The sequence below is a fragment of the Streptomyces sp. NPDC003032 genome (assembly GCF_053591415.1).
This window is the reverse complement of sequence record NZ_JBSFTT010000038.1, coordinates 26,487-51,273: the sequence shown is the minus strand read 5'-3', so window position 1 is coordinate 51,273 and position 24,787 is coordinate 26,487. Positions and strand designations below refer to the sequence as shown.

The 24,787-nt window shown below is 73.2% G+C and carries 19 protein-coding genes and 1 pseudogene; 9 read left to right on the top strand and 11 right to left on the bottom strand.

What is annotated here, in order from left to right; genetic code table 11:
- Positions 1 to 3 precede the first annotated feature (3 nt).
- The 5 genes from ACWDZ7_RS35435 to ACWDZ7_RS35415 all read right to left on the bottom strand — a co-directional run bounded on the left by ACWDZ7_RS35435 (position 4) and on the right by ACWDZ7_RS35415 (position 7,850).
- Positions 4 to 2,280, bottom strand: a complete 2,277-nt coding sequence (locus ACWDZ7_RS35435; protein ID WP_451802816.1) for an FUSC family protein — start codon at positions 2,278 to 2,280, stop codon at positions 4 to 6.
- 119 nt (positions 2,281 to 2,399) lie between these two features.
- Positions 2,400 to 3,791 carry a 2-oxoadipate dioxygenase/decarboxylase gene (gene hglS / locus ACWDZ7_RS35430; RefSeq protein WP_451802815.1) on the bottom strand — a complete coding sequence of 464 codons (1,392 nt, stop codon included), beginning with the start codon at positions 3,789 to 3,791 and terminating at the stop codon, positions 2,400 to 2,402.
- 48 nt (positions 3,792 to 3,839) lie between these two features.
- Positions 3,840 to 5,036, bottom strand: a complete 1,197-nt coding sequence (locus tag ACWDZ7_RS35425; protein WP_451802813.1) for an NAD(P)/FAD-dependent oxidoreductase — start codon at positions 5,034 to 5,036, stop codon at positions 3,840 to 3,842.
- A gap of 160 nt (positions 5,037 to 5,196) precedes the next feature.
- On the bottom strand, positions 5,197 to 6,084 hold the full coding sequence (locus ACWDZ7_RS35420; RefSeq protein WP_451802812.1) for a CPBP family glutamic-type intramembrane protease: 888 nt from the start codon (positions 6,082 to 6,084) through the stop codon (positions 5,197 to 5,199).
- 239 nt (positions 6,085 to 6,323) lie between these two features.
- The gene (locus tag ACWDZ7_RS35415) at positions 6,324 to 7,850 is read right to left on the bottom strand and encodes a helix-turn-helix domain-containing protein (protein WP_451802810.1); all 1,527 of its coding nucleotides are present in this window, start codon (positions 7,848 to 7,850) and stop codon (positions 6,324 to 6,326) included.
- A gap of 233 nt (positions 7,851 to 8,083) precedes the next feature.
- Between ACWDZ7_RS35415 and ACWDZ7_RS35410 the strand changes: the two genes are divergently transcribed.
- Positions 8,084 to 9,421 (top strand): M64 family metallopeptidase, encoded by a 1,338-nt coding sequence (locus tag ACWDZ7_RS35410; RefSeq protein WP_451802809.1) that lies wholly within the window; start codon positions 8,084 to 8,086, stop codon positions 9,419 to 9,421.
- Between the two features lie 276 nt (positions 9,422 to 9,697).
- Here the strand turns inward: ACWDZ7_RS35410 and ACWDZ7_RS35405 are convergent, their stop codons facing one another.
- Positions 9,698 to 10,750 carry a LacI family DNA-binding transcriptional regulator gene (locus ACWDZ7_RS35405; protein ID WP_451802807.1) on the bottom strand — a complete coding sequence of 351 codons (1,053 nt, stop codon included), beginning with the start codon at positions 10,748 to 10,750 and terminating at the stop codon, positions 9,698 to 9,700.
- A 292-nt stretch (positions 10,751 to 11,042) separates the two neighbouring features.
- Between ACWDZ7_RS35405 and uriH the strand changes: the two genes are divergently transcribed.
- Both uriH and uriT read left to right on the top strand, forming a co-directional pair.
- Positions 11,043 to 11,990, top strand: a complete 948-nt coding sequence (uriH, locus tag ACWDZ7_RS35400; RefSeq protein WP_451802805.1) for a uridine-preferring nucleoside hydrolase UriH — start codon at positions 11,043 to 11,045, stop codon at positions 11,988 to 11,990.
- Positions 11,987 to 13,432 carry a uridine transporter UriT gene (gene uriT / locus ACWDZ7_RS35395; protein WP_451802804.1) on the top strand — a complete coding sequence of 482 codons (1,446 nt, stop codon included), beginning with the start codon at positions 11,987 to 11,989 and terminating at the stop codon, positions 13,430 to 13,432. The genes uriH and uriT overlap by 4 nt, the downstream gene beginning before the upstream one ends.
- Here uriT and ACWDZ7_RS35390 read toward each other — a convergent pair.
- The 4 genes and pseudogenes from ACWDZ7_RS35390 to ACWDZ7_RS35375 all read right to left on the bottom strand — a co-directional run.
- The gene (locus tag ACWDZ7_RS35390) at positions 13,422 to 14,198 is read right to left on the bottom strand and encodes a hypothetical protein (protein WP_451802802.1); all 777 of its coding nucleotides are present in this window, start codon (positions 14,196 to 14,198) and stop codon (positions 13,422 to 13,424) included. The genes uriT and ACWDZ7_RS35390 overlap by 11 nt on opposite strands.
- Positions 14,199 to 14,256: 58 nt before the next feature.
- A complete protein-coding gene (locus tag ACWDZ7_RS35385; RefSeq protein WP_451802801.1) occupies positions 14,257 to 14,526 on the bottom strand; it encodes a hypothetical protein in 270 nt (89 codons plus the stop codon).
- 45 nt (positions 14,527 to 14,571) lie between these two features.
- On the bottom strand, positions 14,572 to 15,474 hold the full coding sequence (locus ACWDZ7_RS35380) for an MBL fold metallo-hydrolase (protein WP_451802800.1): 903 nt from the start codon (positions 15,472 to 15,474) through the stop codon (positions 14,572 to 14,574).
- Positions 15,475 to 15,697: 223 nt separating this feature from the next.
- A pseudogene (locus ACWDZ7_RS35375) lies at positions 15,698 to 16,096 on the bottom strand (hypothetical protein); the annotation flags it as partial.
- A 79-nt stretch (positions 16,097 to 16,175) separates the two neighbouring features.
- Between ACWDZ7_RS35375 and ACWDZ7_RS35370 the strand changes: the two are divergent.
- From ACWDZ7_RS35370 to ACWDZ7_RS35355, 4 genes are all read left to right on the top strand, one after another.
- Positions 16,176 to 17,162 carry an RICIN domain-containing protein gene (locus tag ACWDZ7_RS35370; RefSeq protein ID WP_451802799.1) on the top strand — a complete coding sequence of 329 codons (987 nt, stop codon included), beginning with the start codon at positions 16,176 to 16,178 and terminating at the stop codon, positions 17,160 to 17,162.
- A 183-nt stretch (positions 17,163 to 17,345) separates the two neighbouring features.
- Positions 17,346 to 18,839 carry an alpha/beta hydrolase gene (locus ACWDZ7_RS35365; RefSeq protein ID WP_451802798.1) on the top strand — a complete coding sequence of 498 codons (1,494 nt, stop codon included), beginning with the start codon at positions 17,346 to 17,348 and terminating at the stop codon, positions 18,837 to 18,839.
- Between the two features lie 152 nt (positions 18,840 to 18,991).
- Entirely contained in the window at positions 18,992 to 19,165 is a 174-nt protein-coding gene (locus tag ACWDZ7_RS35360; RefSeq protein ID WP_451802796.1) for a hypothetical protein, read from the top strand.
- An 81-nt stretch (positions 19,166 to 19,246) separates the two neighbouring features.
- Positions 19,247 to 19,513 carry a hypothetical protein gene (locus tag ACWDZ7_RS35355; RefSeq protein ID WP_451802794.1) on the top strand — a complete coding sequence of 89 codons (267 nt, stop codon included), beginning with the start codon at positions 19,247 to 19,249 and terminating at the stop codon, positions 19,511 to 19,513.
- Between the two features lie 79 nt (positions 19,514 to 19,592).
- Here the strand turns inward: ACWDZ7_RS35355 and ACWDZ7_RS35350 are convergent, their stop codons facing one another.
- A complete protein-coding gene (locus ACWDZ7_RS35350) occupies positions 19,593 to 22,430 on the bottom strand; it encodes a BTAD domain-containing putative transcriptional regulator (protein ID WP_451802793.1) in 2,838 nt (945 codons plus the stop codon).
- A 310-nt stretch (positions 22,431 to 22,740) separates the two neighbouring features.
- Here ACWDZ7_RS35350 and ACWDZ7_RS35345 point away from each other — a divergent pair, with 310 nt between their 5' ends.
- Together ACWDZ7_RS35345 and ACWDZ7_RS35340 are read left to right on the top strand one after the other, a co-directional pair.
- Positions 22,741 to 24,003: a cytochrome P450 gene (locus tag ACWDZ7_RS35345; RefSeq protein WP_451802791.1), complete on the top strand. Its 1,263-nt coding sequence runs from the start codon at positions 22,741 to 22,743 to the stop codon at positions 24,001 to 24,003.
- Between the two features lie 25 nt (positions 24,004 to 24,028).
- Positions 24,029 to 24,691: an HAD family hydrolase gene (locus ACWDZ7_RS35340; RefSeq protein ID WP_451802789.1), complete on the top strand. Its 663-nt coding sequence runs from the start codon at positions 24,029 to 24,031 to the stop codon at positions 24,689 to 24,691.
- Positions 24,692 to 24,787: the final 96 nt, after the last annotated feature.

Here is a 24,787-nt window from a genome sequence, read left to right as displayed (position 1 = left end):
CCGTCACCCCTTCCCGGCACCCCGCGCCCCCGCCACCTTCTCCTCCCGCGCCGTCAGCGGGACGCCGAGCGGGCGGGCCAGGCCCACGATGCCCTCGTCCAGGCGCTGCAGATGCCGCAGCACGCGGAACGCCACCGAGCCGGTGCGCAGTACGTCCTGGCGGCCGCTGTCCAGCATCGAGGCGATGCTGGCGCCCGACTCGATCTCGCCGGTGGGCTCCTCGTCGCGTACGTGCGCGGCGATCAGATCGAGGTTGTGCGTGATGCGCCGCCCCGCGAGCGCCAGGCGCGCGTCGGCCGCCACGCTCTTGCTGGAGGGCACCAACTCGGCCGTCGCCGCCAGCGAACGCGCGTGGTAGGCGGAGGTCTCCAGGAGCGCCACCACATAGCGGGCGTTCTGCCGCCGCGCCCGTAGCGGGGCGATCGGATGGGTCAACGGCTTCGTGGAGCTGCGCAGATCGTCCAGCGCCGTGTCCAGGTCCCGCGCCAGGTCCACGAGATCGACCGCGGGGCCGCCGCTGAGCTGCGCCACCGCGGCCGATACGACGTCCCGGAGGCGGGCGAGGACGGTGCCCAGCTCCTCGTCGGTACGGTGCGACGTACGCACCGGAAGGACGAGGACCGCCGCGATGATCCCGCAGGCCGCGCCGAGCGCCGTCTCCTCGACGCGCAGCACCAGGACGTCGAGGCTGTAGGTGTTGAGGAGGGTGTAGAGCAGACCCAGCATCGCCGTGACGAAGAAGGACATCAGGGCGTAGGACAGCGGCGCGGTGAAGAACATCCCGAAGACGCAGAGGAGGACCAGGGCGAACGCGATCCACGTGTGGTTGCCGACCGCCCCGGCCAGCGCCACCCCGGCCACCACGCCGAGCACCGTACCGAGCAGACGGCGGTAGCCCTTGACCAGGATCTCGCCGGTGGACGCGGTGTTGAGGAAGACGACCCAGCAGGTCAGCACGGCCCAGTACCAGCGCTGCGTGGACAGGAACTCGCCCCCGACGATGGCCAGCGCCGAGCCCACCGACACCTGCACCGCGGCCCTGGTCGTGGGGCGGCGCAGCCCGCTCGGCTCCTCCTCGGCCGCCTCCACCGCCTCGCCGGAGATCGAGATCTCCTCCGCCTCGAACTCCTCGCGGGAGCGGGCCGCTTCGGGGGTGTCGTACTCCTCGTCCCGGGAACCGGCCACCGCCAGACGCAGGCCGAGGATGGCGCGCGCCGCCTCGCCGACCGCGCGGAAACAGTCCTGGATCGCGGGTGAACCCTGCGGCAGGCCCTGCTCCTCGCGGTAGCCGAGCAGCCGGTTGCGTACGTAAGGGAGCGCCGTGCCGCGGTCGTCGGGCACCAGGCGCACCACGAGCAGGTGCAGGGCCCGCAGGTCCCTGCGCAGCGCCGTGCCCGCGTCCTGCGCGATCCGGGCGCGCGGTGGCATGGGCGCGGACGCGTTCGGCAGATGCAGCGTGAGCGTGTCCACGCGCTCGGCGCTGCGGGCGTTGAGGAGCAGGACGCCCAGGCGCTCGGCGGCGATCTCGGCGTCGGCGATCCTCCGCTGGAGCAGGGCCGCCGCCGAGGCGTCGCTGGTGCCTTCTTCGAGGCGGCCCTGGATCATCAGCGCGGCCTCGTGCAGCCGTGCGGTGCTGCGCCGCAGATCGCCGAGGACCTTGTCCACGTCCTCGGCGTCGGCTTCGAGCAGTTCGATCTGGTGGGCGACGAGCTGGGCCAGCCGGGCGCGGAACGCCTCGCGCAGCCGCGCCAGGGTGCGTTCGGGCGTCTCCGGCACCAGGGCGAACCGCGCGGCCGCGCCGCACACGAAGGCGATGGTCAGCGTCAGGCATAGCTCGGGCAGGGCCGGGACGGACGCGCTCACGAAGAGCGAGACGAAGTAGACCTGGAAGCCGATCAGACCGAGCGCGGTGCCCCGGTCGCCGAACCGGCGCGAGTACACCGCCCCGAAGATCAGCATCACGAAGAAGACGTCACCGGCGATCACCCGCGAGTTGAGCAGCGCTCCCAGGGATATCGCGGCGAGCGCCACGGGCAGGCCGAGCGCCAGCGTGATCGCCTGGCCGCGCACCTCCTTCTCCTGGATCGCGAACGTGGCGACCATCGCCGTCATCGCGCCCGCGACGAGATGCGTCACCGAGGTGCCGACGAGGGCGAGCACGGCGAGCGCGAGAAGGATCGCCCCGACCGTACGCAACCCCGCCATGAGGCGCAGGAGTCCGGGGTCGGACGCCGAGAAACGGTCCCAGACGCCCTTCGCTGTCCTTCGTGCCACTGCCATCGCGATGCCGTACTCCCCGTTGCTCTCGGTGCCTCTGGGCGCGTTCCCAGCATCGCACGAGGGCGATCGTGAAGATCAAGGCCGGTGGGAGGCCGGTGGGGAGCAGCGCCGACACGTGCTCAGCGGGGCACGGCGGTGAGGTGCAGCTCGCGGGCGACACGGGCCAGGGAGCGGTCGCGCTGCCGCTCGTACAGCGTGAAGGGGTCGAGCACCTCCCGGTCCATGGCGCCGGAGAGCCGTTCGGCGTCGTACGCGCTGCCCTCCTGGGCGCCGTCCCTGGACCCGGTGTCGCTCAGGTTCGACTGGAAGATCCCGGCGGCGGAGCGGGGCAGGAAGTCCTCGTACACGATCGGCTCGGCCCGCACCCGGCCGTCCCGCAGGAGCGCGCCGATGCCGGAGGGCGGACGGCTGTCCCTGGGGCGGGTGCCGGGAACCACGTGGTACGTGAAGAAGCCGAGCCCGCGCTCGGCCAACCCCTGTTCCGTCGGCGGCAGGTGCTCCGCCCACACGGCGCGGGCGATGTCACCCCGCTCGGCGGGCGGCCGGCCCGCGGTCCGCTCGTCGACGAGGCCGAGCAGCCGGTCGTACAGGGCGCGGCCCTCGCGGGTCAGCGCGATGCCGCGGGCCTCGACCTCGCCGAAGCGCACCCGCAGCGCGCCGCGGGTCACGGTGCCGTCCGCGGCGCGCAGGGCCCGCGGTTCGGCGAGCGCCCGGAAGGACGTCTGGCGCAGCAGGACGTCAGGACCCTCCCAGCGGGGCGGCCCCTGGATGGTGTCGATCATCTCGACGCCGCGCTCGGTCATCCGCCGGTACAGCTCGTCGATGTCCAGGACGCGCGGGGTGAGGTGGTTGATGTGGGTGCTGCGTACGCCGCCGATGTCCGCGGCGACGGCGGAGACCCGCTCCAGGGCGGCGTACCAGTCCCGGTCGATGGGTTCCGCCGACAACTCGAACGCCCGCACGGCCAGAGCGAGGAAGCGCTCGGCGTCCGCCTCGGGCAGCTCCCGCTCGGCCTCGGCCCGGTCGGCCAGGGCCAGCAGCTCCGGCGCGAACAGCTCACGCCCGGCGAGGAACGCCGTCAGCCGCGAGCGCAGGTCCGCGTCGAAGAAGCGGGGATCGGAGACGGTGAGCATGGAGGTGAAGACCCGGAACGGATTGCGGTCCAGCTCGTCCTCGGTCACCGGCCGGAACGCGGTCGATACGACGGGCAGCGCGCCGCCCGCGGTGTCGCGCAGGTCGTAGAAGCCGACGGGGCGCATGCCGAGCGCGCCGAAGACGCGGGCGACCTGCCGCAGCTCCTCGGGGGTGCCGACCCGGATGGCGCCGTGCCGTTCGGCGGTGACCCGGCCGATGGAGCCCAGGCGCTCGGCGTCGGCTCCCCGTGCGCGCAGGACGTCCTCGTTGACCTCGTGGGAGACGTCCACGAGCGTGGTGTACGCCGGGACTTCACGCCCGTACATTCGGGAGAGCCGCGCGGCGAACGCGGCACGCAGCCGCCACTGGGCGATCATCGGCAAGTCGTCCTTCCGGTACGGGCCCGCGCCTCTTGCGGCGGGCCTTCACACCACATGGGCCTCGGGGCGGCTCTCGTATCCGGCGTGGAAGCGGTCCGCGCCGAGCGGGGTGACATCGACGTACGGCCGGCGCCCCAGGTGCAGATCGCGGACGATCTCGCCCACGGCGGGGGCCTGCAGGAACCCGTGCCCGGAGAACCCGGTCGCGTACAGGAAGTTGGGGACGGTGGCGGAGCGGCCGATCAGCGCGTTGTGGTCCGGCGTGACCTCGTACAGACCCGCCCAGCCGCCGATCGCCTCCATGCCGGCGAGCGCGGGCGCCCGTCGCCGCACGGCCGCGCGGAACAGGTCGAGCCACTCCGGCGTCCACGTGGTGTCGAAGCCCTCCGCCTGGCGGGGATCGGCGAGGCCGATCAGCAGCCCGTCGTCGCTGTTGTGGAAGTACGCCGACGACGAGAAGTCGATGGTGAAGGGGGTGCGCGGTGGGGCGGGCACGAGCGGTGCGGTGAAGGCGAGTTGACGCTTCAGCGGGCGCACCGGCAGCTCGACGCCCGCCATGGAGCCGATCCGCGCCGACCAGGCGCCCGCGGCGCACACGACCGTCGCGCAGGAGATCCGGCCGCGGTCCGTGTGCACGGCCGTGACGCGGTCCCCGGCCGTGTCCATGCCGGTGACGGCGGTGTGCGTCGCGAAGACGACACCGGACCGGGCCGCGGCGCGCGCGTACCCCTGGACGACGAGGGCGGGACGCGCGTGGCCGTCGTCGGGGGAGTAGGCGGCGGCGAGCAGCCCTTCGGTGCTGAGGTAAGGGCAGAGCGCCTGGGCCTCCGCGGGGCCGATCATGCGGCTGGGGACGCCGAGTCCGTTCTGGACGCGTACGGCGGTCTCGAACTCCGCCACCTGCGGCGGGCTGGTCAGCAGGAACAGATAGCCGACGGTGTCGAGCCCGATGGCGGCGCCGGGGCGGCGCGGGAAGTCCTGGAAGGCGCGCAGGCTCCGGTGGCCCAGCTCGATGTTGAGCGGATCGGAGAACTGCGCCCGCACTCCGCCGATCGGCTTGCCCGAACTGCCGCGGCCCAGCGTGGAGCGCTCGACGACGACGATGTCCCGTACGCCCGCTTCGGCGAGATGGAAGGCGATGCTCGCGCCCATCACCCCGCCGCCGACGATCACGACCTCGGCGGTGGAGGGGAGGGTACGGAAGGTGGACTGGGGCTCGGGCGGGGGCGCTGAGGAGGCCAAGGGGCCGCTCCCTTCCCAGGCGCTCGGCCTGGGCTGTCTCGGGTGCCGGGAAACGCGGGCCGGCTGTCTGCCCCGCCATGGTGCGCCCTGTCGCCGCCGACGTCCACGAATGGCGCGCCTTCGCCACCGCCGTTGTCCAGGAACGGTCGCCGCGGCCGACTCATGGCGTTCTCTGCCTGTGCGGTGGGCCCGGCGCCCGGTCCAGGACTCGCCGGCCTCGCGGTGCGGCCGGATTCTGCCCTCGCCCTGCCCGACGCCACAGCGCGAACACCGCCATGGCCACCAACAGGTAGAGGGGTACGAGGAGTTCCAGTCCCGGCGACGACGGCTCCGCGTGCCAGCCCGCCCCGCGCCGGTCGCCTTCGTACACGACCCGGTTGACGGTCAGGAACGCCAGATGGGCGCCGATGCCGACGCACAGCGGGGCGCGCCGCACCGCCGTGCGGGCGGAGACGAGCGTCAAGCCGAACACCGTCAGCAGGACCAGATAGCCGACCGGATCCTGCCCGCCCGGCGCGAGCCCGACGGGCCCGGCCTCGCGGCCGACGAGGTGTGCGGTCGCCGCCCCCACCACCGTCGAGACGCCGGGCACGACCAGGAACACGGCCGTCGTGCCCAGCGCCGCGCCGAGGCCGCCGAAGCGCCCCCGCAGCGACGTCCACGCGTAGCCGCGCAGCGTCGTCTCCTCCGGCAGGGCCTCCAGAAGCAGCGCGACCACGGCGTTCGTCACCACGTACCCGGTGAGCGTCCATGGATCGGGCCGCGACCACCGCAGCACCCCGGCGGCCGTCCCCGCGCCCAGCACGAGCGCCGCGGATCCCACGACCACCGCGGCCCCGAAGAGAAGGGCCCGCGGATTCTCGCCCGCCCCGCCGAACCCCAGGTCCCTCAGCGAGCCGCCCCGGCGGCGCAGCGCGAGCACCACCAGCGGCACGGCCACCGCGCTGACCAGCACGGCCGGAACCAGTCGCGCCACGAAGCCGCTCGCCCCGAGGGCGTCGGCCACCACCGGGCCCAGCTCGGTGCCGGCGCCCAGCGCCGAACCCATGACGAGGCCGCCGGCCAGCGCGCGTCCCAGCGCTCCGGTGAGTGAGGCGCCGGGGAAGTGGGGTGAAGACCTGTCATGTCTGTCTCCTCGCGGGACACCCGTCGCAACAGGCGTGTTTCCTCCCATCGTCGGAGCCGTCGCGATCACTGGAGTCGTAGCCGCGGATGAAATGGGGCTACATCCTTCGATGCAGGGGAGGGGTGGACGCGGGAGGGACGCGGGTCGGACGCGGGGCCGCATCACATCGGAGGAGTGGCGGGCGCGGGCCCGAGCGTGGTCGTGCCGGGCGCGGCCCGGTGGCCGAGCCCCGTCCGGTACGCGTCCATGGCCGCCTCCACCCGTCCCGTGCGGCGCAGCAGATCCCCGAGGAGACGGCAGAGGTCCGCGAGGTCCCCCGCGGCGCTCGACCGTTCGAGCAGGGACAGCGCCGCGCAGTAGTGCTCCTCGGCGCCCTCCGTGTCACCCCGCTCCTCGGCGATGAGCCCGAGCAGCCGGTGCGCGCCGCCCGCATGCACCGCGCCCCGCCCGGCCCCGAGCGCCCCCGTGCCCTCACCCGCGTCGTCCGCGCCGCCCGCGCCGCCCGCGCCATCCGCGCCGCCCGCGCCGCTCGCACCGTCGTCCGCGCCGTCCGCGCCGCCCGCGCCGCCTGCTTCGCCGCCGGAGGCCGGCAGAGGTCCGGAGGCCGGCGGGGGCCCGGAGGTCAGCAGGGGCCGCAGCAGGGCCTCCGCCTCGGCGGTCCTGCCGCGCCGCCGCAGTACGTCCGCCAGCTCCACCTCGACCTGCTCGGTGAAGAGCGCGGCCCGCTTGGAGGCGAGGATGGAGCGGGCCGTACGCAGCTCGCTCTCGGCGTGCTCCAGGTCGCCGTCCTGGGCGTGTACGTAGCCGCGCATCCAGTGGCAGTGCGCGAGTTCGGTGCGGATGTGCAGCTGGCGGTAGAGCTCCTGGGCCTTGGCGAGCGACGCGTCCGCCTCCGCGATGCGGCCCTCGGCGATGAGCGTGCGGGCGACTCCGCGGTGCATGCCCGCGACCAGCGCCGGATCGTTCACACGCGGGGCGAGCGCGAGCGCCAGCTCGGCGGCGTGCGCCGCACGGGCGTGCGCGCCCATGTCCATGTAGGGCGCGATGGACGCCGTGTAGAGGAGCAGCAGTGACTCCGGGTCGTGCAGGTCCGCGGCGTCGAGCTCGTCGAGGGTGCTCTCCAGGAGGTAACAGGCGTACCGCAGCTCGCCGGTGAGCAGATGGGCGGTGGCCCGGCCCCGGATGGCCGGGACCCGCCGCGGCAGCGGCTCGTCGGCGAGCAGCCGCTCGACGGCGGCGAAACAGTCGCGGGCGCCTGTGAGTTCACCCGACTCCAGCAGACAGTCGCCGAGGCCGAGCAGCGCGGCCGCCTGCTCCTCGGCGAGCGTATGCGCGACGGCTTCCTCGTGCAGGGCGCGAAAGAGCCTGGCCGCGTCCTCGGGGGCGCCGGTGGCGAGGGCGCGCCGGGCGTCGGTCAGCCGAAGCCGCAGCCCGGCGGCCAGCTCGGCGGGGCGGCCCGTGGCCAGCTCCTCGTGACTGACGCCGAGGCGCTCGGCGAGGTGGCGCAGCGCGGCCTCGGAGGGGCGCACCTTGCCCGATTCGAGGGTGGAGACGTACGCGGGCGTGTAGGCGGGCTCGGCCAACTGTCGCTGGGTGAGCCCGCGTTCGCGGCGCAGACGCAGGACGCGCCGCCCGATCTCGGCCGGGTCGTCGGACTGTACGCCGTCGGAACTGTTCTGCGTCGCCACTACTGGCCTCTCCCTGCGTCGCGCCCGGGGCTCAGGGCGGAGTGAACGCGGCTGCGGCGACGTACGCGGCTGCGGCGACGAACACGCCCGTCTCACAGGCGACTTGACGCACAGCCATTGCCTGGAGCCCCAGGAGCCTCTACGTTGAGCCGCGCCTTAACCCCGCTTAACACGCCATTTATATCGCGTGCATCGCATGCATCGCGTGCATCGCGTACTTCGGAAGGACGCCCATGCCCCCCACGCACCGAATACCCGGCAGGGTCAGACGCACGCCGCTGCGCGCCGCCCTCGCCACCGGGATCGCCCTCACCGCGGGGCTCGCCGCCACCGCCCCGGCCGGCACGGCCACGGCGGCGGGCCCGGACCCGGACCGGCGGACCCGGACCCAGAGCGTCGAGTACTTCACCGGCACCGGAGGCCATCCGCGGCACACCGAGGTCCCGGCGGCCGAGCCGCTCACCGCGAAGGACCGCGCCACGATCAAGGCGGACGGAGACGTCGTCCCGATCGTGCAGGCCGGGCCCACCGCCTCCAAGCTCGACGTCGTCTTCATCGGCGACGGCTACACCGCGTCCCAGCAGGGGGACTTCCACGCCGACGCGCGCGCCAAGTGGGCGAAGGTAGCCGCCGTCGAGCCGTACGCCTCGTACAAGAGCCTCTTCAACGTCTGGGCCGTCGACGCGGTGTCCCGGCAGTCCGGCGTCTCCGGCGACCCGGTGAGCGGCACCGTCAAGGACACCGCGCTCGGTTCGGCCTTCTTCTGCGACGGCATCGAGCGTCTGCTGTGCGTGGACACCAACAAGGTCGAGTCGTACGCGAAGAAGGCCGCGGACCCCGACCTCGTCATCGTCCTCGCCAACTCCACCAAGTACGGCGGCGCGGGCTACAACGACATCACCTCGCCGTCCGGCTACGACGGCATCGCGACCGCCTCCTCCGACAACGCCCAGTCCGACCAGGTCGTCGTCCACGAGACGGGCCACTCGCTGGGCAAGCTGGCCGACGAATACTGGTACGACGAGTACGGCACCTACACCGGTGCCGAGCCCTGGGAGACGAACACCAGCAAGCTCACGGCCGCCCAGCTGACCGCCCAGAAGAAGAAGTGGTACCGGTGGATCGGCCGGACCTCGCCGGACGGCGGCACCGTCGGCGCGTACGAGGGCGGCGGCTACTACCCGCGCGGTCTCTACCGGCCCACCGCCAACTCGATCATGCGTACGCTCGGCCGGGAGTTCAACCTGCCCGGGCGCGAGGCCATGATCGCCGGTTTCCACCGGCACGCGTCCGTCGTCACCGCCGTCACGCCCACGGACCGCGCGGTGCGGCGCGACGCGAAGGTGGGCGTGCGGGTGGCGCGGGGCGTCCGGCTGCGCTGGTCCGTCGACGGCCGCGAGGTCAGGCGGGCCAGGGGCGACACCGTGGTGAGCCCACGCGCCCTCGGCGTCCCCGCCGACGGACGTACGCACACGCTCTCGGTCCGCGCCACCGACCCGACCGACGCGGTCCGCGACCCGGAGCTGCGCTCCCTGCTGACGGACACGCTCACGTGGCAGGTAACACGCTGATCGGCGCCTTCGGGGGCGGAGGCACGGCGTCCGCCAGGGGGCGTGGGCTACGGCGTCCCCCGTAGTCGTCGGCGGTTCCCCCGGCGCGAGACGACATCACCGCGCCGGGGGGCCCACCCCCGACGAAAGGATGGGCACGGCCCCTGGAGCGCCGTCCGCCTTCCTGGAGCGCTCGCCGCGGGCATCGGCGGCGGGCATCGGCGGCAGGCATGAGTTGGGGCCCCGCGCGGGGTTGTCCCGCTCCTGCTCCATCCCGGGGATGCGCCGTCCGCCTCTCTAGGTGACCTGCTCCGCCTCGTCCCGCTCTCCCTGGAGCGGGACGCCCGCGCGGCGTGGGGCGCTCGACTCGCGTACGACGAGTGTCGGCGCGAGCCGTATCGCCCGCTGGGGACCGGCTTCGTCGCCGGACAGGCGTAGGTCCAGCAGGCGCGCCGCTTCGGCGGCCAGCTCGGGGACCGGCTGGCGGACCGTGGTGACGCCCGGCGCGGAGAGCGCCGCCATCGGGATGTCGTCGAAGCCGGTGACGGCCACCTCGCCCGGCACGCCCACGCCGAGTTGCTGGAGCCGCTGCAGCGCCCCGATCGCGATGAGGTCGTTGGCGCAGACCAGGGCGTCGGGACGGGCGCCCCACACCTCGTCGACCGCGGCCCGCCCCCACTCCACGGAGAAGTCGCCGAGGGCCACCCGCTCCGGGGCGCCGGGATCGAGCGCGCCCGCCCCTGCCGCGTAGGCCACACGCCGCTCGGCGGCGGCCGAGGCCGTCCCGGCCGCCCCGATGAAGCAGACGCGGCGGCGCCCGGTGGCGGCCAGATGATCGAGGACGAGGGCCATGCCCGCGGTGTTGTCGACGGCGACGGAGTCCGCGACGCCGGGCCCGCACCCGCGGTCCATCAGGACGAGCGGCACCCGGGCGGCGGCGGCGGCCACCGCCTCCCGGCTGCGGTCCTCGTGCGCCGGGATCACCAGAAGCGCGTCTACCTGCCGGCTCAGCAGGTCGGCCACGTACTCCGCCTCGGCCGCCGGATCGTCGTCGCAGTCGGCGAGCAGCACGGCACGCGCGTCGGCGTGCAGAGCGTGCGTCAACTCCCGCACCAGCGCGGGATAGAAGGGGTTCGTGATCTGCGGCAGGACGAGGCCGACCGTGCCCGTGGAGCGGCCGCGCAGCGCCCGGGCCGCGTGATTGGGCCGGTAGCCGAGCGCGTCGGCGGCCTCGCGGACCCGGCGGGCGGTCTCGGCGCCGACGGGGCGCGTACCCGCGAGGACCCGCGAGACCGTGGCGACGGAGCAGCCCGATGCCCGGGCCACATCTCTCAGCGTTACGTCGGCCACGCCGCGCCCACCCTTCGACTGAAGCCAAATTTCGGCAAACGTTATCAGCGGGTGTTCGTCACAACCAGACCCTTGTTTTGGGTCGGTTTCAGCCAGTTGTGGCCTGCCCGCGGCTTGTCGGGACCTGTCGGGACCTGCCGGGACCCATCGGGGCCTGTCCGTTCCGGGCGAGTTTGCCAGGGTGTGGTTTCGGCCATTGACATAATTCGCCACTGTGCACAAAGTCTTCGGAGAACGTTTTCCCGAGCCTTCGCCCCGCGGCGACGGCTCAGCCGAACAAAGAGGTTCCGCGATGCCCCGAAAGATCATCCTGGACTGCGACCCGGGACATGACGACGCGATCGCCATGCTCCTGGCGCACGGCAACCCGGATGTGGAGCTGGTCGCCGTCACCACCGTGGTGGGCAACCAGACCTTGGAGAAGGTCACCCGCAACGCCCTGTCGGTGGCCCGCATCGCGAACATCACCGGCGTGCCTTTCGCGGCAGGCTGCGGCCGCCCCCTGGTGCGCACCATCGAGACGGCGGCCGAGATCCACGGCGAGAGCGGCATCGACGGCCCCGTCATGCCCGAGCCGACCCTGGCCCTGGACGACCGCCACGCCGTCGACCTGATCATCGACACGGTCATGGCGCACGAGCCCGGCGAGATCACCCTCGTCCCCACCGCCGGCCTCACCAACATCGCCATGGCCGCCCGCAAGGAACCCCGCATCGTCGAGCGCGTCCGCGAGGTCGTTCTGATGGGCGGCGGCTACCACACGGGCAACTGGAGCCCCGTCGCCGAGTTCAACATCAAGATCGACCCCGAGGCCGCGCACATCGTCTTCAACGAGCGCTGGCCGGTCACCATGGTCGGCCTCGACCTGACCCACCAGGCGCTCGCCACCCCCGAGGTCGTCGAGCGCATCGCGAAGGTGGGCACCGGGCCCGCCGTCTTCGTGGGCGAGCTTCTCGACTTCTTCGGCACCATGTACCTGGAGGCCCAGGGCTTCGCGGCGCCCCCCGTGCACGACCCGTGCGCGGTCGCGTACGTCATCGACCCCGACGTCATGACGGTCCGCAAGGCCCCCGTCGACATCGAGCTGACCGGCACCCTCACCCTCGGCATGACCGTGACGGACCTCCGCGCGCCCGCCCCCGACGACTGCCACACCCAGGTCGCCGTCGACCTCGACCACCAGCGCTTCTGGGACCTGATCGTGGACGCCCTGGAGCGGATCGGTGACGTCCCCGCATGAACGCCTCCACCGTTCCCACCACCACCCGCGGCTCCCGCCCGGTGCGCGTCGGCGTCCTGGTCGCAGCCCTCCTCGCCGCGTGCTTCGCCTTCCAGCTCAACGCGAGCATGCTCAGCCCCGCCCTGAAGAACATCGAGGACTCCCTCGGGGCGACCTCCGCCGAAGTCGGCCTGACCCAGACCGCCTTCTTCACCTCCGCCGCGCTCTTCTCGCTCTTCCTGCCGCGCCTCGGCGACCTCGTCGGACGCCGCAAGGTGCTCGCCGGAATGCTCGCGCTCATGGTCGTCGGCTGCGTGGTCGCCGCGCTCGCCGAGAGCGTGCCCATGCTCTTCGTCGGCCGCGTCATCCAGGGCGTCTCCGGACCCACCGTGCCGCTCTGCCTGATCATGCTGCGCAACGAAGTCCACGAGCCGAAGAAGTACGGCACCCTCCTCGGCGTCATCACCGCCGTCAACGGCGGCATCGCGGGCGTCGACTCCCTGGCGGGCGGCTACCTCGCCGACCACCACGGCTTCCAGTCGGTGTTCTGGGCGATGGCCGGCGTGGCCGCCCTCGCCGCGCTCCTGGTCGCCACCCTCACCCCGGAGTCCAAGGCCGCCCACACCACCGACGGCGCGGACACCCGCATGGACTGGCCCGGCGTCACGCTCCTGGTCGTCTCGGTCGGCGCCGCCCTCATCGCCCTGAACGAAGCGGGGAAGCTGGGCGCCGCGAACTGGCCGCTGGTCGCCGGTCTGCTCGTCGTCGCGGCCGTCGCCTTCGCCCTGTTCTGGCGCACCGAGGACCGCAGCAGCCACCCGCTGGTCGCCACCCGGCATCTGCGCCAGCGCTCCACCTGGGCGCTGCTGCTCACCACCGTCCTCACCATGACGGGCGTCTTCGCCGTGATGAACGGCATGATCCCCGCCTTCGCCCAGGACGCCCAGGCCGGGTTCGGCATGGGCGCCGAGCAGTCCGCCTGGTGGACCCTGACGCCGTACGCCCTCGCGGGCCTCGCCATGGGCCCGATCGCCGGGCGCCTGGCCGCCACGTACGGATACGGCCGCATCCTGCGCCTCGGCCTGATCGGCTCGGCCGTGACGGTGGCCCTGATGCTGTTCACGCTGCACGCCGACTCGCGGCTTCTGCTCCTGGCCGCGTCGGTCCTCATCGGCGTCACCTACGCGGGCGTGGGCAACATCGTCCTCAACGGCCTCGGCATCGTGCTCTCCCCGAAGGAGAACCCGGGCTTTTTGCCCGGTCTGAACGCGGGCGCCTTCAACCTCGGCGCCGGTCTCAGCTTCGCCGTCCTGTACGCCGTGCAGACCGCCGCCGCACCGGCCGACAAGACGTCACCCGCCGGATACACGGCAGGCATGATCGCCGGGGTCGCGCTCATCGCGGCGGCCTTCGCGACGTCCTTCCTCATCCCCAAGCCGGTGGAGGCCGAGGTCACGGAGTGACCCGCGCCACGGCGTGAGCGGTGGCGCGGGCCCCGGTGCGTCCATCAGGCCGGCGTCCACTCCACCAGCTCGCGCGCGGGGTCGAACAGACGGGAGCGCCAGGACCTTCAGATGCGTGGGAGGGTTCCGGCGCAACGAGCGCGACCGCATGATGGACGTCGCCTACCGTTTCGCGGGCTTCAGCAAGCCCTCGGACGGGGCCGCGCGGGCGGATCAGGAAACCCGGCCGTCGGCGGGACGCCCGCCCGCGCCGTCCCGTCGGAGGCCAGCGCAGCAGCGCCGACCCCACGCCGGAGGACACCACGCGGCAGCAGGTGGCGAGCAGCTTGATGTGCCGGCTGTCCGGCCGCCGCTCCAGGAGGATCACACCGATCGCGCCGAGCGGGCCGAAGCGGTCGGTGAGCGAGGCCACCGGCACCTCGTGCTCCTCGTCCGCGATCAGCGCGCGCAGCGCCTGGTCGGAGTAGCGCACCCCCGGCGCGTTCATCTGGCTGGTGCGCGGCGTCAGTTCCTCGACGCGGCAGATCTCCTCGTCACCGGCGCGCTCGACGCGCAGCTCCAGGGAGAGCGAGCGCAGGAACTCCTCGTCGGTCCCGGCGTGCTCGGTACGCTCGGTGTCCCGCCGGATGCCGGCCTGGTGCATCTGCCGTCGGCGGCGCGCGTCACCCGTCACCACGGGCGGCGTGAACTCGGCGAGGGGCGGCCGGGTGTCGCGCCGCGCCCAGCGGGCCGCAGCACGCCGCCCCGGGGGCTCGTAAGGGGACACGCCACCTGGTGACCGGGGGCCACCCGGTGACCGAGCCCGCGGGTAGCGGCCCGCGGGCTCAGCCGTCCTGGGCGTCCGCGACCCGGACGGAGAGTCCGTAGTCCAGCTCGGCCCCGTCGACGAGCAGGGCCTCGACGGCGCGGGTCGCGGGGTCGATGTCGGCCTCCATGCCGTCCCCCGTGTACCGGGGGTAGCCGGAGGCACCGGTCTCGCCGGTGGCCACCACGACGGCGGAACGCAGGACGCCGCGGCTGTCGCTGGTGCTCCTGCCGTCCCCGGTGAACTCGGGGACGAGCAGGATCTCGTACCTCTGCGGTTCAGTCTTCATGCGAGCGACGCTACTCGTCACGGGGGCGCCGGCGTTGCCACGGGGTCACCAGCGCAGGGCCGTGAAGTCCACCGGGCGTGGCCGCAGGGTGGCCGTACGGGCGGTCAACGAACGCATCCGGTCCGCCATTTCGGCGGCGGGCAGGTGCCTGCGGTCGCCGTGTCCGGGCAGCAGCCACTCGAAGCGCAGCCGTTCGGCCGTGCGGGCCAACGAGGCCGCCAGCTCCTCGATGGAGTACCAGGTGACGCTCTCGGCCACCTCGATGTCACCCGTCGAACGCGACCAGTAGAAACTGTCGCCGCTGAAGCAGTACCGCTCGTCGGCGACGTACAGCACGCTGCCCCGCGTGTGGCCCGGCAGCGGATGGGCGAGGACGCCGTCGCCGATCTCGACGCTGTCGGTGCCGCGCAGGACGCGGTCGGCGTCGGGCGCGGCGTCCAGGTCGCCTTCGTGGATCCACAGCCGGGCCCGGAAGCGGTCGGCGTACCGGCGGCCGTGCGCGGCGTGGTCCCGGTGGGTGAGGAGTACGTCGGTGACGGGCCCGACCCCCTCGTACCGGGCGGCAAGCGTCTCGCTCCAGCGCGGGGTGTCCACCATCATCAGGCTCCCCGAAGGGCGCCGCAGGAGGTAGGAATTGGCGCCCGCGGTGTGCGTGGAGTTCTGCCCGCAGAACAGGACCGCGTCGTCGACGGGCAGGGGATAGGGGTCCCGCTCCTCTTCCAGCCGGCCGGAGGCGGGCCGGATGGAGCGGGTGTGGCAGGCGAACGCGGCGGCGTACAGCAGGCGTTCCTCCGCCGCGTCGCGCGGCTGGCGCAGGACCTCGGAACGGCCGTCGACCTCATGGATCAGCTCGGGCGCGAGCTGCCTGGCGACGTCGCAGTTCGTGCAGCGATCGTCCACGGACCAACCGGAGGTCAGGGGCCGGGCGGCGGGTGCGTCGTCGGTCACGGTGTGACTCACTTCCTGCGGGGGAGGGGGTCGGGTCTTCTCCCACCAGGGTTATCCCGGCGCCGGACCGAAGTGGAAGGGGGTCGGACACTTGTTTCCACGGGCGGAGGCCGCTCTAACGCGACCTGTATGTGTGAGGTGGGCATGACAGCCAACGGGGCGGATGCGCGCCCCCATGGCCGCGGCGTACGGGGACACCCACCTTGCCACCGCCACCGCCACGTCAGGACGGCGGAGGCTCCTCGTCCCGCAGTTCGGCCCGGTGCGCCGCGACCAGCGCCCCGACGCGGGCCACGACCTCGCCGGCCGGCAGGGCGTCGACGCGCCGCCCGTCGCGCAGCCGCGGTGCGACACGGCCGTCGGCGGCCTCCTTCGCCCCGATGACCACTTGACAGGGTACGATCCGGGCGCACTTGAGCCTCGGAGACCGGAAGGACCACCACCTGGGTGGGGGAGAGCCAGGCCGGGAGCAGGGCGGTGAAGCGTCGCCACTTCTCGGATCGGCGACGTACTCGCCGCCGGGCCCCGGCAGCGAGGGCCGGTAGCGGGCCGGGCGCATCCCGAGCGCCTCGTACGCCCCGCGGATCATCCGCAAGGCGCCCCGCGCCTCCTCGGCGACCTGCCCGGGGTCAGTTGTGTGTCAGCGGCCCCGGGAACCATGGCATCGGTGCGGTGCCGGTCGTACAGGGAGGAAGTCCGCCATGCACGCGTCCTTCGGTTCGGGCAAGGCACTCCGTGCCCTGCTGGTGCTCCTGTGCACCGTACTGGGCTGCGCGCTCGCGCCCCTGTCGCAGGCCTCCGCCGCCGGTCCCGCGGCGTCCGCTTCCGCCGGGCAGATCGTGAACATCGTCAACGCGCACAGCTCCCTGTGTGTGGAGGTCCCTGCCTCGGAAGTCGGCCAGCCGGTGCGCCAAGGACGCTGCTTCGGCAAACGTGGTGCGCGGTGGCACCTCCAGTACTCCGGCGCGGCCGGCGGCGCGGTCAACATCGTCAGCGCCGACAGCGGAGCCTGCGTGGAAGTGGCGGACTCCAGTCCGGACAACGGCGCCGCCATCCGGCTCGGGGGCTGTGGCAGTCGGCCCGGCGCGAGCTTCCGGATCGTCCCGGTCGGTGACGGTGTCGGGCTTCAGACCATGACGTCCACCACGCCCAAGTGCCTGGAGGTCACCGAGTCCTCCACCGCCGACGGCGCGGCGCTGCGGCAGTGGGACTGCAAGCAGCAGGCCGGTGCGGTCTTCTTCCAGCGGCAGCCTCCCCGTCAGTGGGACACCACGATCGTCAACGTCAACAGCGGGAAGTGCCTCGGAATCCTCGACCTGAGCGGCGCGGACGGCGCAAGGGCGATCCAGCGCGCCTGCGCCGCCAGCGCCGACCAGCGGTGGCAGGTCGTCGAACTGGGTGAGGGCAACGTGGCCGTGGTCAACGGCAACAGCGGCAAATGCCTGGCGATCAGCAACGGCAGCCTGGACAACGGCGCCAACGCGAACCAGTTCTCCTGCGACGGCTACAAGTTCCACACGTGGGCGATGGCCCCGGCCGGAACCGGAACGTACACGCTGGCGAACCTCAGGAGCGGCAAGTACCTCGGCATTCGCGGCCGGAGCATGGACGACGCGGCCCAGGCGGAGCAGTGGGACCGCACGGCCAACGCGGATCAGCTGTGGCGAATGAACTCCATGGGGGAGTGAGGGCGAGTGTGGCGGTCCAGGCACCTGACCGTTGACCGTGAGCTGCGCACTCCCTGGGTACCCGGCGGGGCCACCCCTCACATGCCGCCCCCGCCCCCTAGGTGCCCCGTCGGGGTAAACCCTTGCCCACATAGGCCCGTTGGGAGGATGTGACGGCAGTGACGGCCGGGCGAAGCTGTCCGTGTGACGAAGATCAAGCGGAACACCGCCCTGCTCGCCGCCTCCGCGGCCGTCCTCACCCTCACCGCTCCGCTCGCCGCCTCGGCGTCGACGACCGCCACGCCGCCACCGCTCGACTGGGCGAAGTGCCAGGGAAGAGAGCTCGACCCCCGGCAGGAGTGCGCCACCCTCGACGTACCGATGGACTACGCCGACCCCGGCGGCAAGAAGATCGGGATCGCGATCTCCCGTATCCCCGCCGAGAAGCCCGCGGCCCGCCGCGGCGCCTTGCTCCTGATCCCCGGCGGGCCCGGCGGCTCCAGCCTGAACGACCCCTCCGGCAAGGGCCGGAAGCTGCCGCGGAGCGTGCGGGACGCGCACGACCTGATCGGCTTCGACCCGCGCGGCCTCGGCCGCTCCACCCCGGTCAGCTGCGGCCTCGGCCTCGCCGACCTGGCCCCCTCGAAGCTACGGCCCTGGCCCGCCCCCGACGGCTCCGTCACGGAGAACATGGCCACCGCCCACCGCACGTCGGACGCCTGCGCGCGCAACGGCGGCGAACTCCTCCAGCACATCAGCACCGCCAACAACGCCCGCGACATCGACCGCGTCCGCGCCGCGCTCGGCGAGCGGAGACTCTCCGCGTGGGGCGTCTCGTACGGCACGTACGTCGGCGCCGTCTACAGCCAGATGTTCCCGCACCGCACCGACCGCGTCGTCCTCGACAGCAACGACGACCCCGACCCCGCGCGCGTCGGCCGCGCCTGGCTCGCGGCGCATGAAGCGGGCGTCGAGGACACCTTCCCCGAGTTCGCCGAGTGGGCCTCGGCGCCCGGCAATCCGTCCCGCCTCGCCGCCACGGCGGCCGAGGTGCGCCCGCTCTTCCTGCGCCTGGCGGCGCGCCTGGACCGCGAGCCGATCCCCTGGCCCGGCGCGAACCCCGCGGAGCTGAACGGCAACGTACTGCGCCAGACCATGCTGAACGCGCTGTACGACACCGACGGCTTCCCGGAACTCGCCCAGCTCATCCTGGCCGCCCGGAAAGGCACCGTGCCGGCCGCGCCGCCGGCCCCGTCCGAGGAGGCGCTGCGACAGATCCAGAACGTCACCGCGGTCGGCGCGGGCACCCTCTGCAACGACATCGCGTGGCCCACCTCGGCGGCCGCCTACCAGAAGGGCGTGGACGAGAGCCGGGCCGCGTATCCGCTGACCGCCGGCATGACCAGGAACGCGATGCTCTGCGCCGCGTGGCCCTTCGAGCCGAAGGAGGCGCCGGTGCGGATCACCGACCGCGGCCCGTCGAACGTCCTCCTCGTCCAGAACGAGCGCGACGTCGCCACCCCGCTGGACGGCGCCCTGAGACTGCGCGAAGCGCTCGGCCGCCGGGCCACCATGGTGACCGTCAACGCCACCGGCCACAACGCCTACCTCGCCAACGGAAACGCATGCGGTGACCGGATCGTCTCCCGCTACCTGGCCACGGGGGAGCGGCCGGCCCGGGACGTCCACTGCCCCTGACCAGGCCCTCTTGCCTGTGAAAGAGGTCACAAGCCCCGAACTGATGATCGGGGGCGGGTGCCCTTCACGCACCGAGTTCGCGTAAGGTCGCGGGTCGGCCGCTCACTCGGCCGACCCGAACCACGCTGTCACCGAACAAGGAGCCGCAGGTCATGCCGGCCAATGACGCCACCCAGGCGCCGATCTACCACACCCTCGTCCAGGAGCACGGCGACGTCGTCGCCACGGCCCGCAAGGCCGCGGAGGAGACCCAGCAGACGGCACAGGACGTCCTCGACTTCAGCGTGCCGCCCCGGGTGAGCGCGCCCGCGGACCCCGCTTCGTAGGCCGTGTCCGGCCCGGGCCGTCTCCGACCCGGCGGCGGCACCGCCTCGCGCGGCGCGCGGCCGGTCGGCGAGGATGGCGCGATGGATTACGAGTTCTGGAAAGAGATCCACGACCGCGGCGGCATCCCGGCGGTCAAGAGCGCCTTGGCGGACCTCCCCGAGGACCTGCCCCCGCGGGAGGCGGGCGCCGCGGCCGAGCTGGCCCTCAAGGTCATCGAGGAGGACATCGCCCGCATCAACGCCCGGGCGGACCGGGCCGAGGCGAGAGCGCGGGCCCTGACCGAGCAGACGGCCGAGGTGAACCGGCAGCTCACGGACCACGCCACCCGCGAAGCGGACGACGCGTGACCGCGACGGGGCGTCCCGCCAAGGCGCGGACATCCCTGCCCGGGGGCACGCCGCCTGGCCGACGAGGAAGCACTCGGAGCTACGTCCGAGCCATCAGCCGCACCATCGCCGTGTCGTACCGCGCCTGCAGTCCCGCGTCCGCCGAGACTCGCAGCAGTGCGCCGAGAGCCCGCACCGCGCCGTCGTCGTAGCCGCACGACTCCGCTTCGAGGGCCGCGTTCTCCAGGCGTCGGATGCCCTCGGTCTCGTCGCCCATCCCCAGGAGCGCCTCGCCGATGGTGGTGAGCAGCAGCACCCCGGCCGCCGCCGACGTCTCCGAGGGGCTGTCGAGGTCGAGCGCGGCGATGGCCGTCTCGTGGGCCGCCTGCCACTCCCTGCTGTCCAGCCGGTGCCGGGCGAGGTGACCAAGGGCGAGGCGTTCCGTGTGGCGGTCGCCGACGCTGTGCGCGAGCTCCGCCGCGAGCGCGCACCCCTCGGCGGCCTCTTCCGGGCTGCCGAGCGCGGCCTGGGCGAGCGACAGGTTGATCAGCGCGGTCGCCTCGCCGCGCGTGTCCCGTGCCCGCGCCGCGAGCACGGGCGCGGCCTCCAGATGGACGAGCGCCTCGTCGACGCGGCCCTCCTCGGTCAGCACCCACCCCAGCAGGGCAAGGACCCGTGACTCGGCGCGGGCGTCACCATCGGCCCGCGCCGCCTCAAGTGCCGTACGGAGCAGGGGAGTCCAGCCGTCCTGCACCCGCCATACGATCTGCGGCCACATCCCGAGGATGATCCGCCACGTCCTGCCGTGCAGCCCCGCCGAGTCCGCGGCGGCCGCCGCCAGCGTCAGGTCGTCGCGTTCGGCCGCGTACCACGCCATGGCCTGCTCGCGACCGGCGAACTCCTTTGTGGCTCGCGGCGGATGGAAATCCGCGGGCAGCGTGAAACACGACTCGTCACCGGGCTCGGCCGCGTCGGCGGCGGCCAGCGCGGTGGCCACGGTCAGGTCGAGCACCCGCGTCAGGGCGTCGGCACCGGCATCCAGGCCGCGCGCGTACAGCCGTACGAGGTCGTGCAGCGTCCAGCGGTCCGGCCCGGCCCGTACGACGAGGTGCGCCGCGGTGAGTTTGTCCAGCGCGGCCTCGGCGGTCGCCGGGTCGGTGTCCGCGAGGGCCGCCGCCGTGTACCGGTCGACGTACATGCCCGGGTGGCGCCCCAACTCGGCGAACTGCCGCGCGGCGCTCGCGGGCAGTCGGCGCACGGTGAGCCGCAGGGCGGCGCGTACGCCCGTGTCCTCCACGGCGAGGAGGCTCAACCTCCTCGACTCGTCGGACAGTTCGGCGCACATCACGCTCAGCGGCGACTCCGGCTGGTCCGCGAGCCTGGCGGCGGCCACCCGCAGCGCGAGCGGCAGCCCACCGCACAGCTCGGCGAGGCGACGCGCGGCCACCTCCTCCGCGAGCACCCGCTCCGTGCCGAGCACCGCGGCGAGCAGGGCGGTGCTGTCGTCCGGTTCGAGTACGTCCACGGGTACGGGACGCGCCGCGTCGGAGGCGATCAGGCCACGCAGCCGGTAGCGGCTCGTGACCACGGTGACGCAGCGGGCGCCGCCCGGCAGCAACTCCCTGACCTGCTCGGACGCCCGCGCGTTGTCCAGGACCACCAGGAGCTGACGCTCGGCGGAGAGGGAGCGGAACAGCGCGGACGCGGCGCCGGCCGACTCCGGTATCCGGCGCGGCGCGACGCCCAGCGCCAGCAGGAACTCACGCAGCACTTCGAGGAGGGCCGGCTCGCCGGTGTCGCTGAAGCCGCGCAGATCGGCATAGAGCAGACCGCCGGGAAACAGCTCGCGGTTGCGGTGCGCCCACTGCGTCACCAGCGCCGTCTTGCCCACGCCCGCGGGCCCGGTGACCAGACAGACGGGCGCTTCACCGGCGGCGGCCCGGGTCAGCGCGGTGAGTTCCGCGGCTCGCCCGTGGAATCCGCGGGGCATGCGCGGCAGAAGATCGATCGTGCCGGTCGGGAGGGAAGGCGACGGTCCGAGCGCCGCACCGGGCGCGGGCGGCGGCGAGGCGGGCGCGGGCGGCGGAGCCGGAGCAAGGGCTGGAGGCGGAGCCGGTGCCGCGACGGGACCGGGGACCGACACCGACGCCGCCGTCCCCACCGGGCCCCCCTCCCGCTCACCGAGGCCCTCGCCCTCACCCGCCCCGCGCAGCGCGACCGCGTAGGCGTCGGCCAGCTCCCGGCCGGGGTCGACACCCAACTCGTCGGCGAGCAGCCGCCGGGTCCGGTGGAACCAGTCGAGCGCCTCGGTCCGGCGCCCCGCCCGCTGGAGCGCCCTCATCAGCGCGGCGGACAGCGATTCGCGCAGCGGGTGCGCGCCGGCCTCCGCCCGCAGCACGGCGGCGGCCCGGGCATGCTCGTCCATCCGCGAGTAGGCCCCGGCCAGCGACTCCACGGACGCCAGCCGTAGCTCCTCCAGCGCCTGGGCGGCGGCCTGCAGCGGCTGGCTCGGATACGCGCCGGTCAGCGCGGGCCCCTGCCACAACGACAGCGCTTCCTGGTACATCGCCACGGCGTCGCCGGGCGCCCGCTGACTCCGGGCGAGCGTCACCAGCTCCTCGAAGCGGTGGGCGTCCAGCAGGGACTCCGGCATCCGAAGGACGTACGCCGTGCCCTGAGTGACCAGCTCGACGCCGAACATCTCCGCCTCGGCGCCGGCGAGCAGGACCCGCAGCTGCGACACATGTCCCTGGATGACCCCACGGGCACGCGCGGGCGGCTCCTGGTCCCACAGCGCGGCCGCCAACTGGTCAACGGTGACCGGGTGGTTGGACCTCAGCAACAGCGCGGCGAGCAGGCTGCGCCGCTTGGCGGGACCGAGCGGCAGCACGCCGACCTCAGTGGCGACGGAAACCGCTCCGAGCAGCCGAAACTCCACTGATGCAACTCCTCTGCGGGAAAAGCTCCAGATTACCGGAACAGCACATCCGTCCCACCGTCACGCCGCAGGCCCCGGTTTCACGCCCTTCACTCCGGTTCATGGAGGCAACCCGGGGCACCCGGTCACCACGGTCCGCCGATCACCACCATCCTGATCGGCGGACCGCCGGAGACCGAGTCGTGCGCCGGCCGGGGAAATGCGTGCGGTTCCTGATTCGGTCAGGATGCCGATGAGGGGCATCGGCCCTCATGTCACATGTCACCTGTCACATGTCACGGTCTGCGTCGTTCCCACCCAGGAGGACCTCATGCTGGACCACACGCTGCCGCTGCTCGCCCAGGGGTACGCGTGGCTTCCCGACCTGAGCCGCCGCAAGGGTCCGGGGCCCGTACGCACCCGCCTGCTGGGCAAGCCCGCCATCGCGCTGCGCGGTCCGGCGGCCGTCACGTTCTTCTACGACGAGGACCACGTACGCCGCCGTTCGGCCCTGCCCGAACCCGTACTGAGCACCCTCTTCGGCAAGGGCGCGGTGCACACCCTCGACGGGGAGGAGCACCGCGAGCGCAAGGCCCTGTTCATGTCGCTCCTCCAGGACGCGGCGGGCGTCACCGCGTTGGCCCAACGCGTCGGCGACGAATGGGAACGTGCCTGCAAGGAGTGGGCCGACCGCTCGCAGGTGACGCTGTTCGACGAGGTGAGCGTCCTGATCACGCGAGCCGTGTGCGCCTGGGCCGGCGTCCCCCTCACGGAGCGGGGAGACGGCGAAGCGCGGCGGACCGCCCACGACCTGGTGGCCATGGTCGACGGATTCGCCACCGCGGGGCCCCGCCACTGGCGGGCCCGGCGCGCCCGGCAGCGGCAGGAGAAGCGGCTGGCCCGTCTGATCGAGGACGTGCGGGCAGCCGGCCACGGCCCGTCGGAGCAGGGCGGCGCGTCACCCACCGTGGTGGAGGCCGTGGCCGCGCACCGCGAGGCCGACGGACAGCCGCTCGACCTCCGCACGGCCGCCGTCGAGGTCCTCAACGTCCTGCGGCCGACCGTCGCCGTCACCTGGTTCACGGTCTTCGGCGCGCACGCGCTGCACCGGCATCCGGCGCTGCGGAAGCGGCTGGCCGCGGAGGGCACGGACTACGCCCGGGCGTTCGCCCACGAGCTACGGCGCTTCTACCCGTTCGCGCCGTTCGTCGCCGGCCTCGCGCCCAGCGACCTGGACTGGCACGGCGAGCCGATCCAGGAGGGCACCATGGTCCTGCTCGACCTCTACGGACAGAACCACGACCCCGAGCTGTGGGACGCGCCGTACACCTTCGACCCCGAGCGGTTCACCGGCCGCGAACCCGGCCGCGACGAACTCGTCCCCCAAGGCGGCGGCGACGCCGCCCAAGGGCACCGCTGCCCCGGCGAGGACGTCACCCTGGCGGTGCTGACCACTCTGCTCCCGCGCCTCGCGCGGCTCGACCACCGCGTCCCCGAACAGGACTTGCGTATCCCGCTGCACCGGGTCCCGACCAGGCCCCGCAGCGGCTTCGTCATGACAGACGTACACGGAGAACGAACAGACGTGCGTTGAGAGCGAAAGGGAAGGGTGTGCAGCCATGACGCGTGCCGCGCTGTTCGATGTCGATGGAACGCTCACCGACACCAACCACCTGCATGTCATCACGTGGTGGGAAGCGTTCCGCCAAGCCGACCAGCACGTCGCGATGCACGACATCCACCACGCCATCGGCCTCGGCTCGACCGACCTCATCGCCCACCTGCTCGGCGAAGAACGCGACCACGACCGCGACGAGGAGATCAGCTCCGCGCACAGCACCCTGTACGGCACGTACTTCGACCGGCTGCCCGCGCTGAACGGCGCCCGTGAGCTGTTGCACGCCCTGGACGGCCGCGGCTGGCGCATCGTCCTGGCGACGTCCGCGGGCGGAGCGGAACTCGGCGCGCTGCGCCGGGCCATCGACGCGGACGACGTCATCGCCGGCATCGCCAGCTCGGACGACGTGTCCTCGGGCAAACCCGCTCCCGACCCCGTGCTCCACGCCCTGGACATCGCGCGGTGCTCCCCGGACGAGGCGCTGTTCGTCGGCGACACCGTATGGGACATGCGGGCCGCTTCCCGGGCGGGCGTACGGAGCATCGCGCTGCTCTCCGGAGGCATCCCCCGAAGCGACCTGGAGGGGGCCGGGGCCAGCGCGGTGTACGCGGACCCCGCCGATCTGCTGGACCGCCTGGACAGCGCGCTCCCCGCCGAGAAGTAGGCGGGAGCACACGCGTGTGCCCCCTCTGACCGGAGATATGCCCGGCCTCGCTTTGCGGAGGGCTCTGTTTGGGCGCAGATTCGAAGGGCAGGCGAA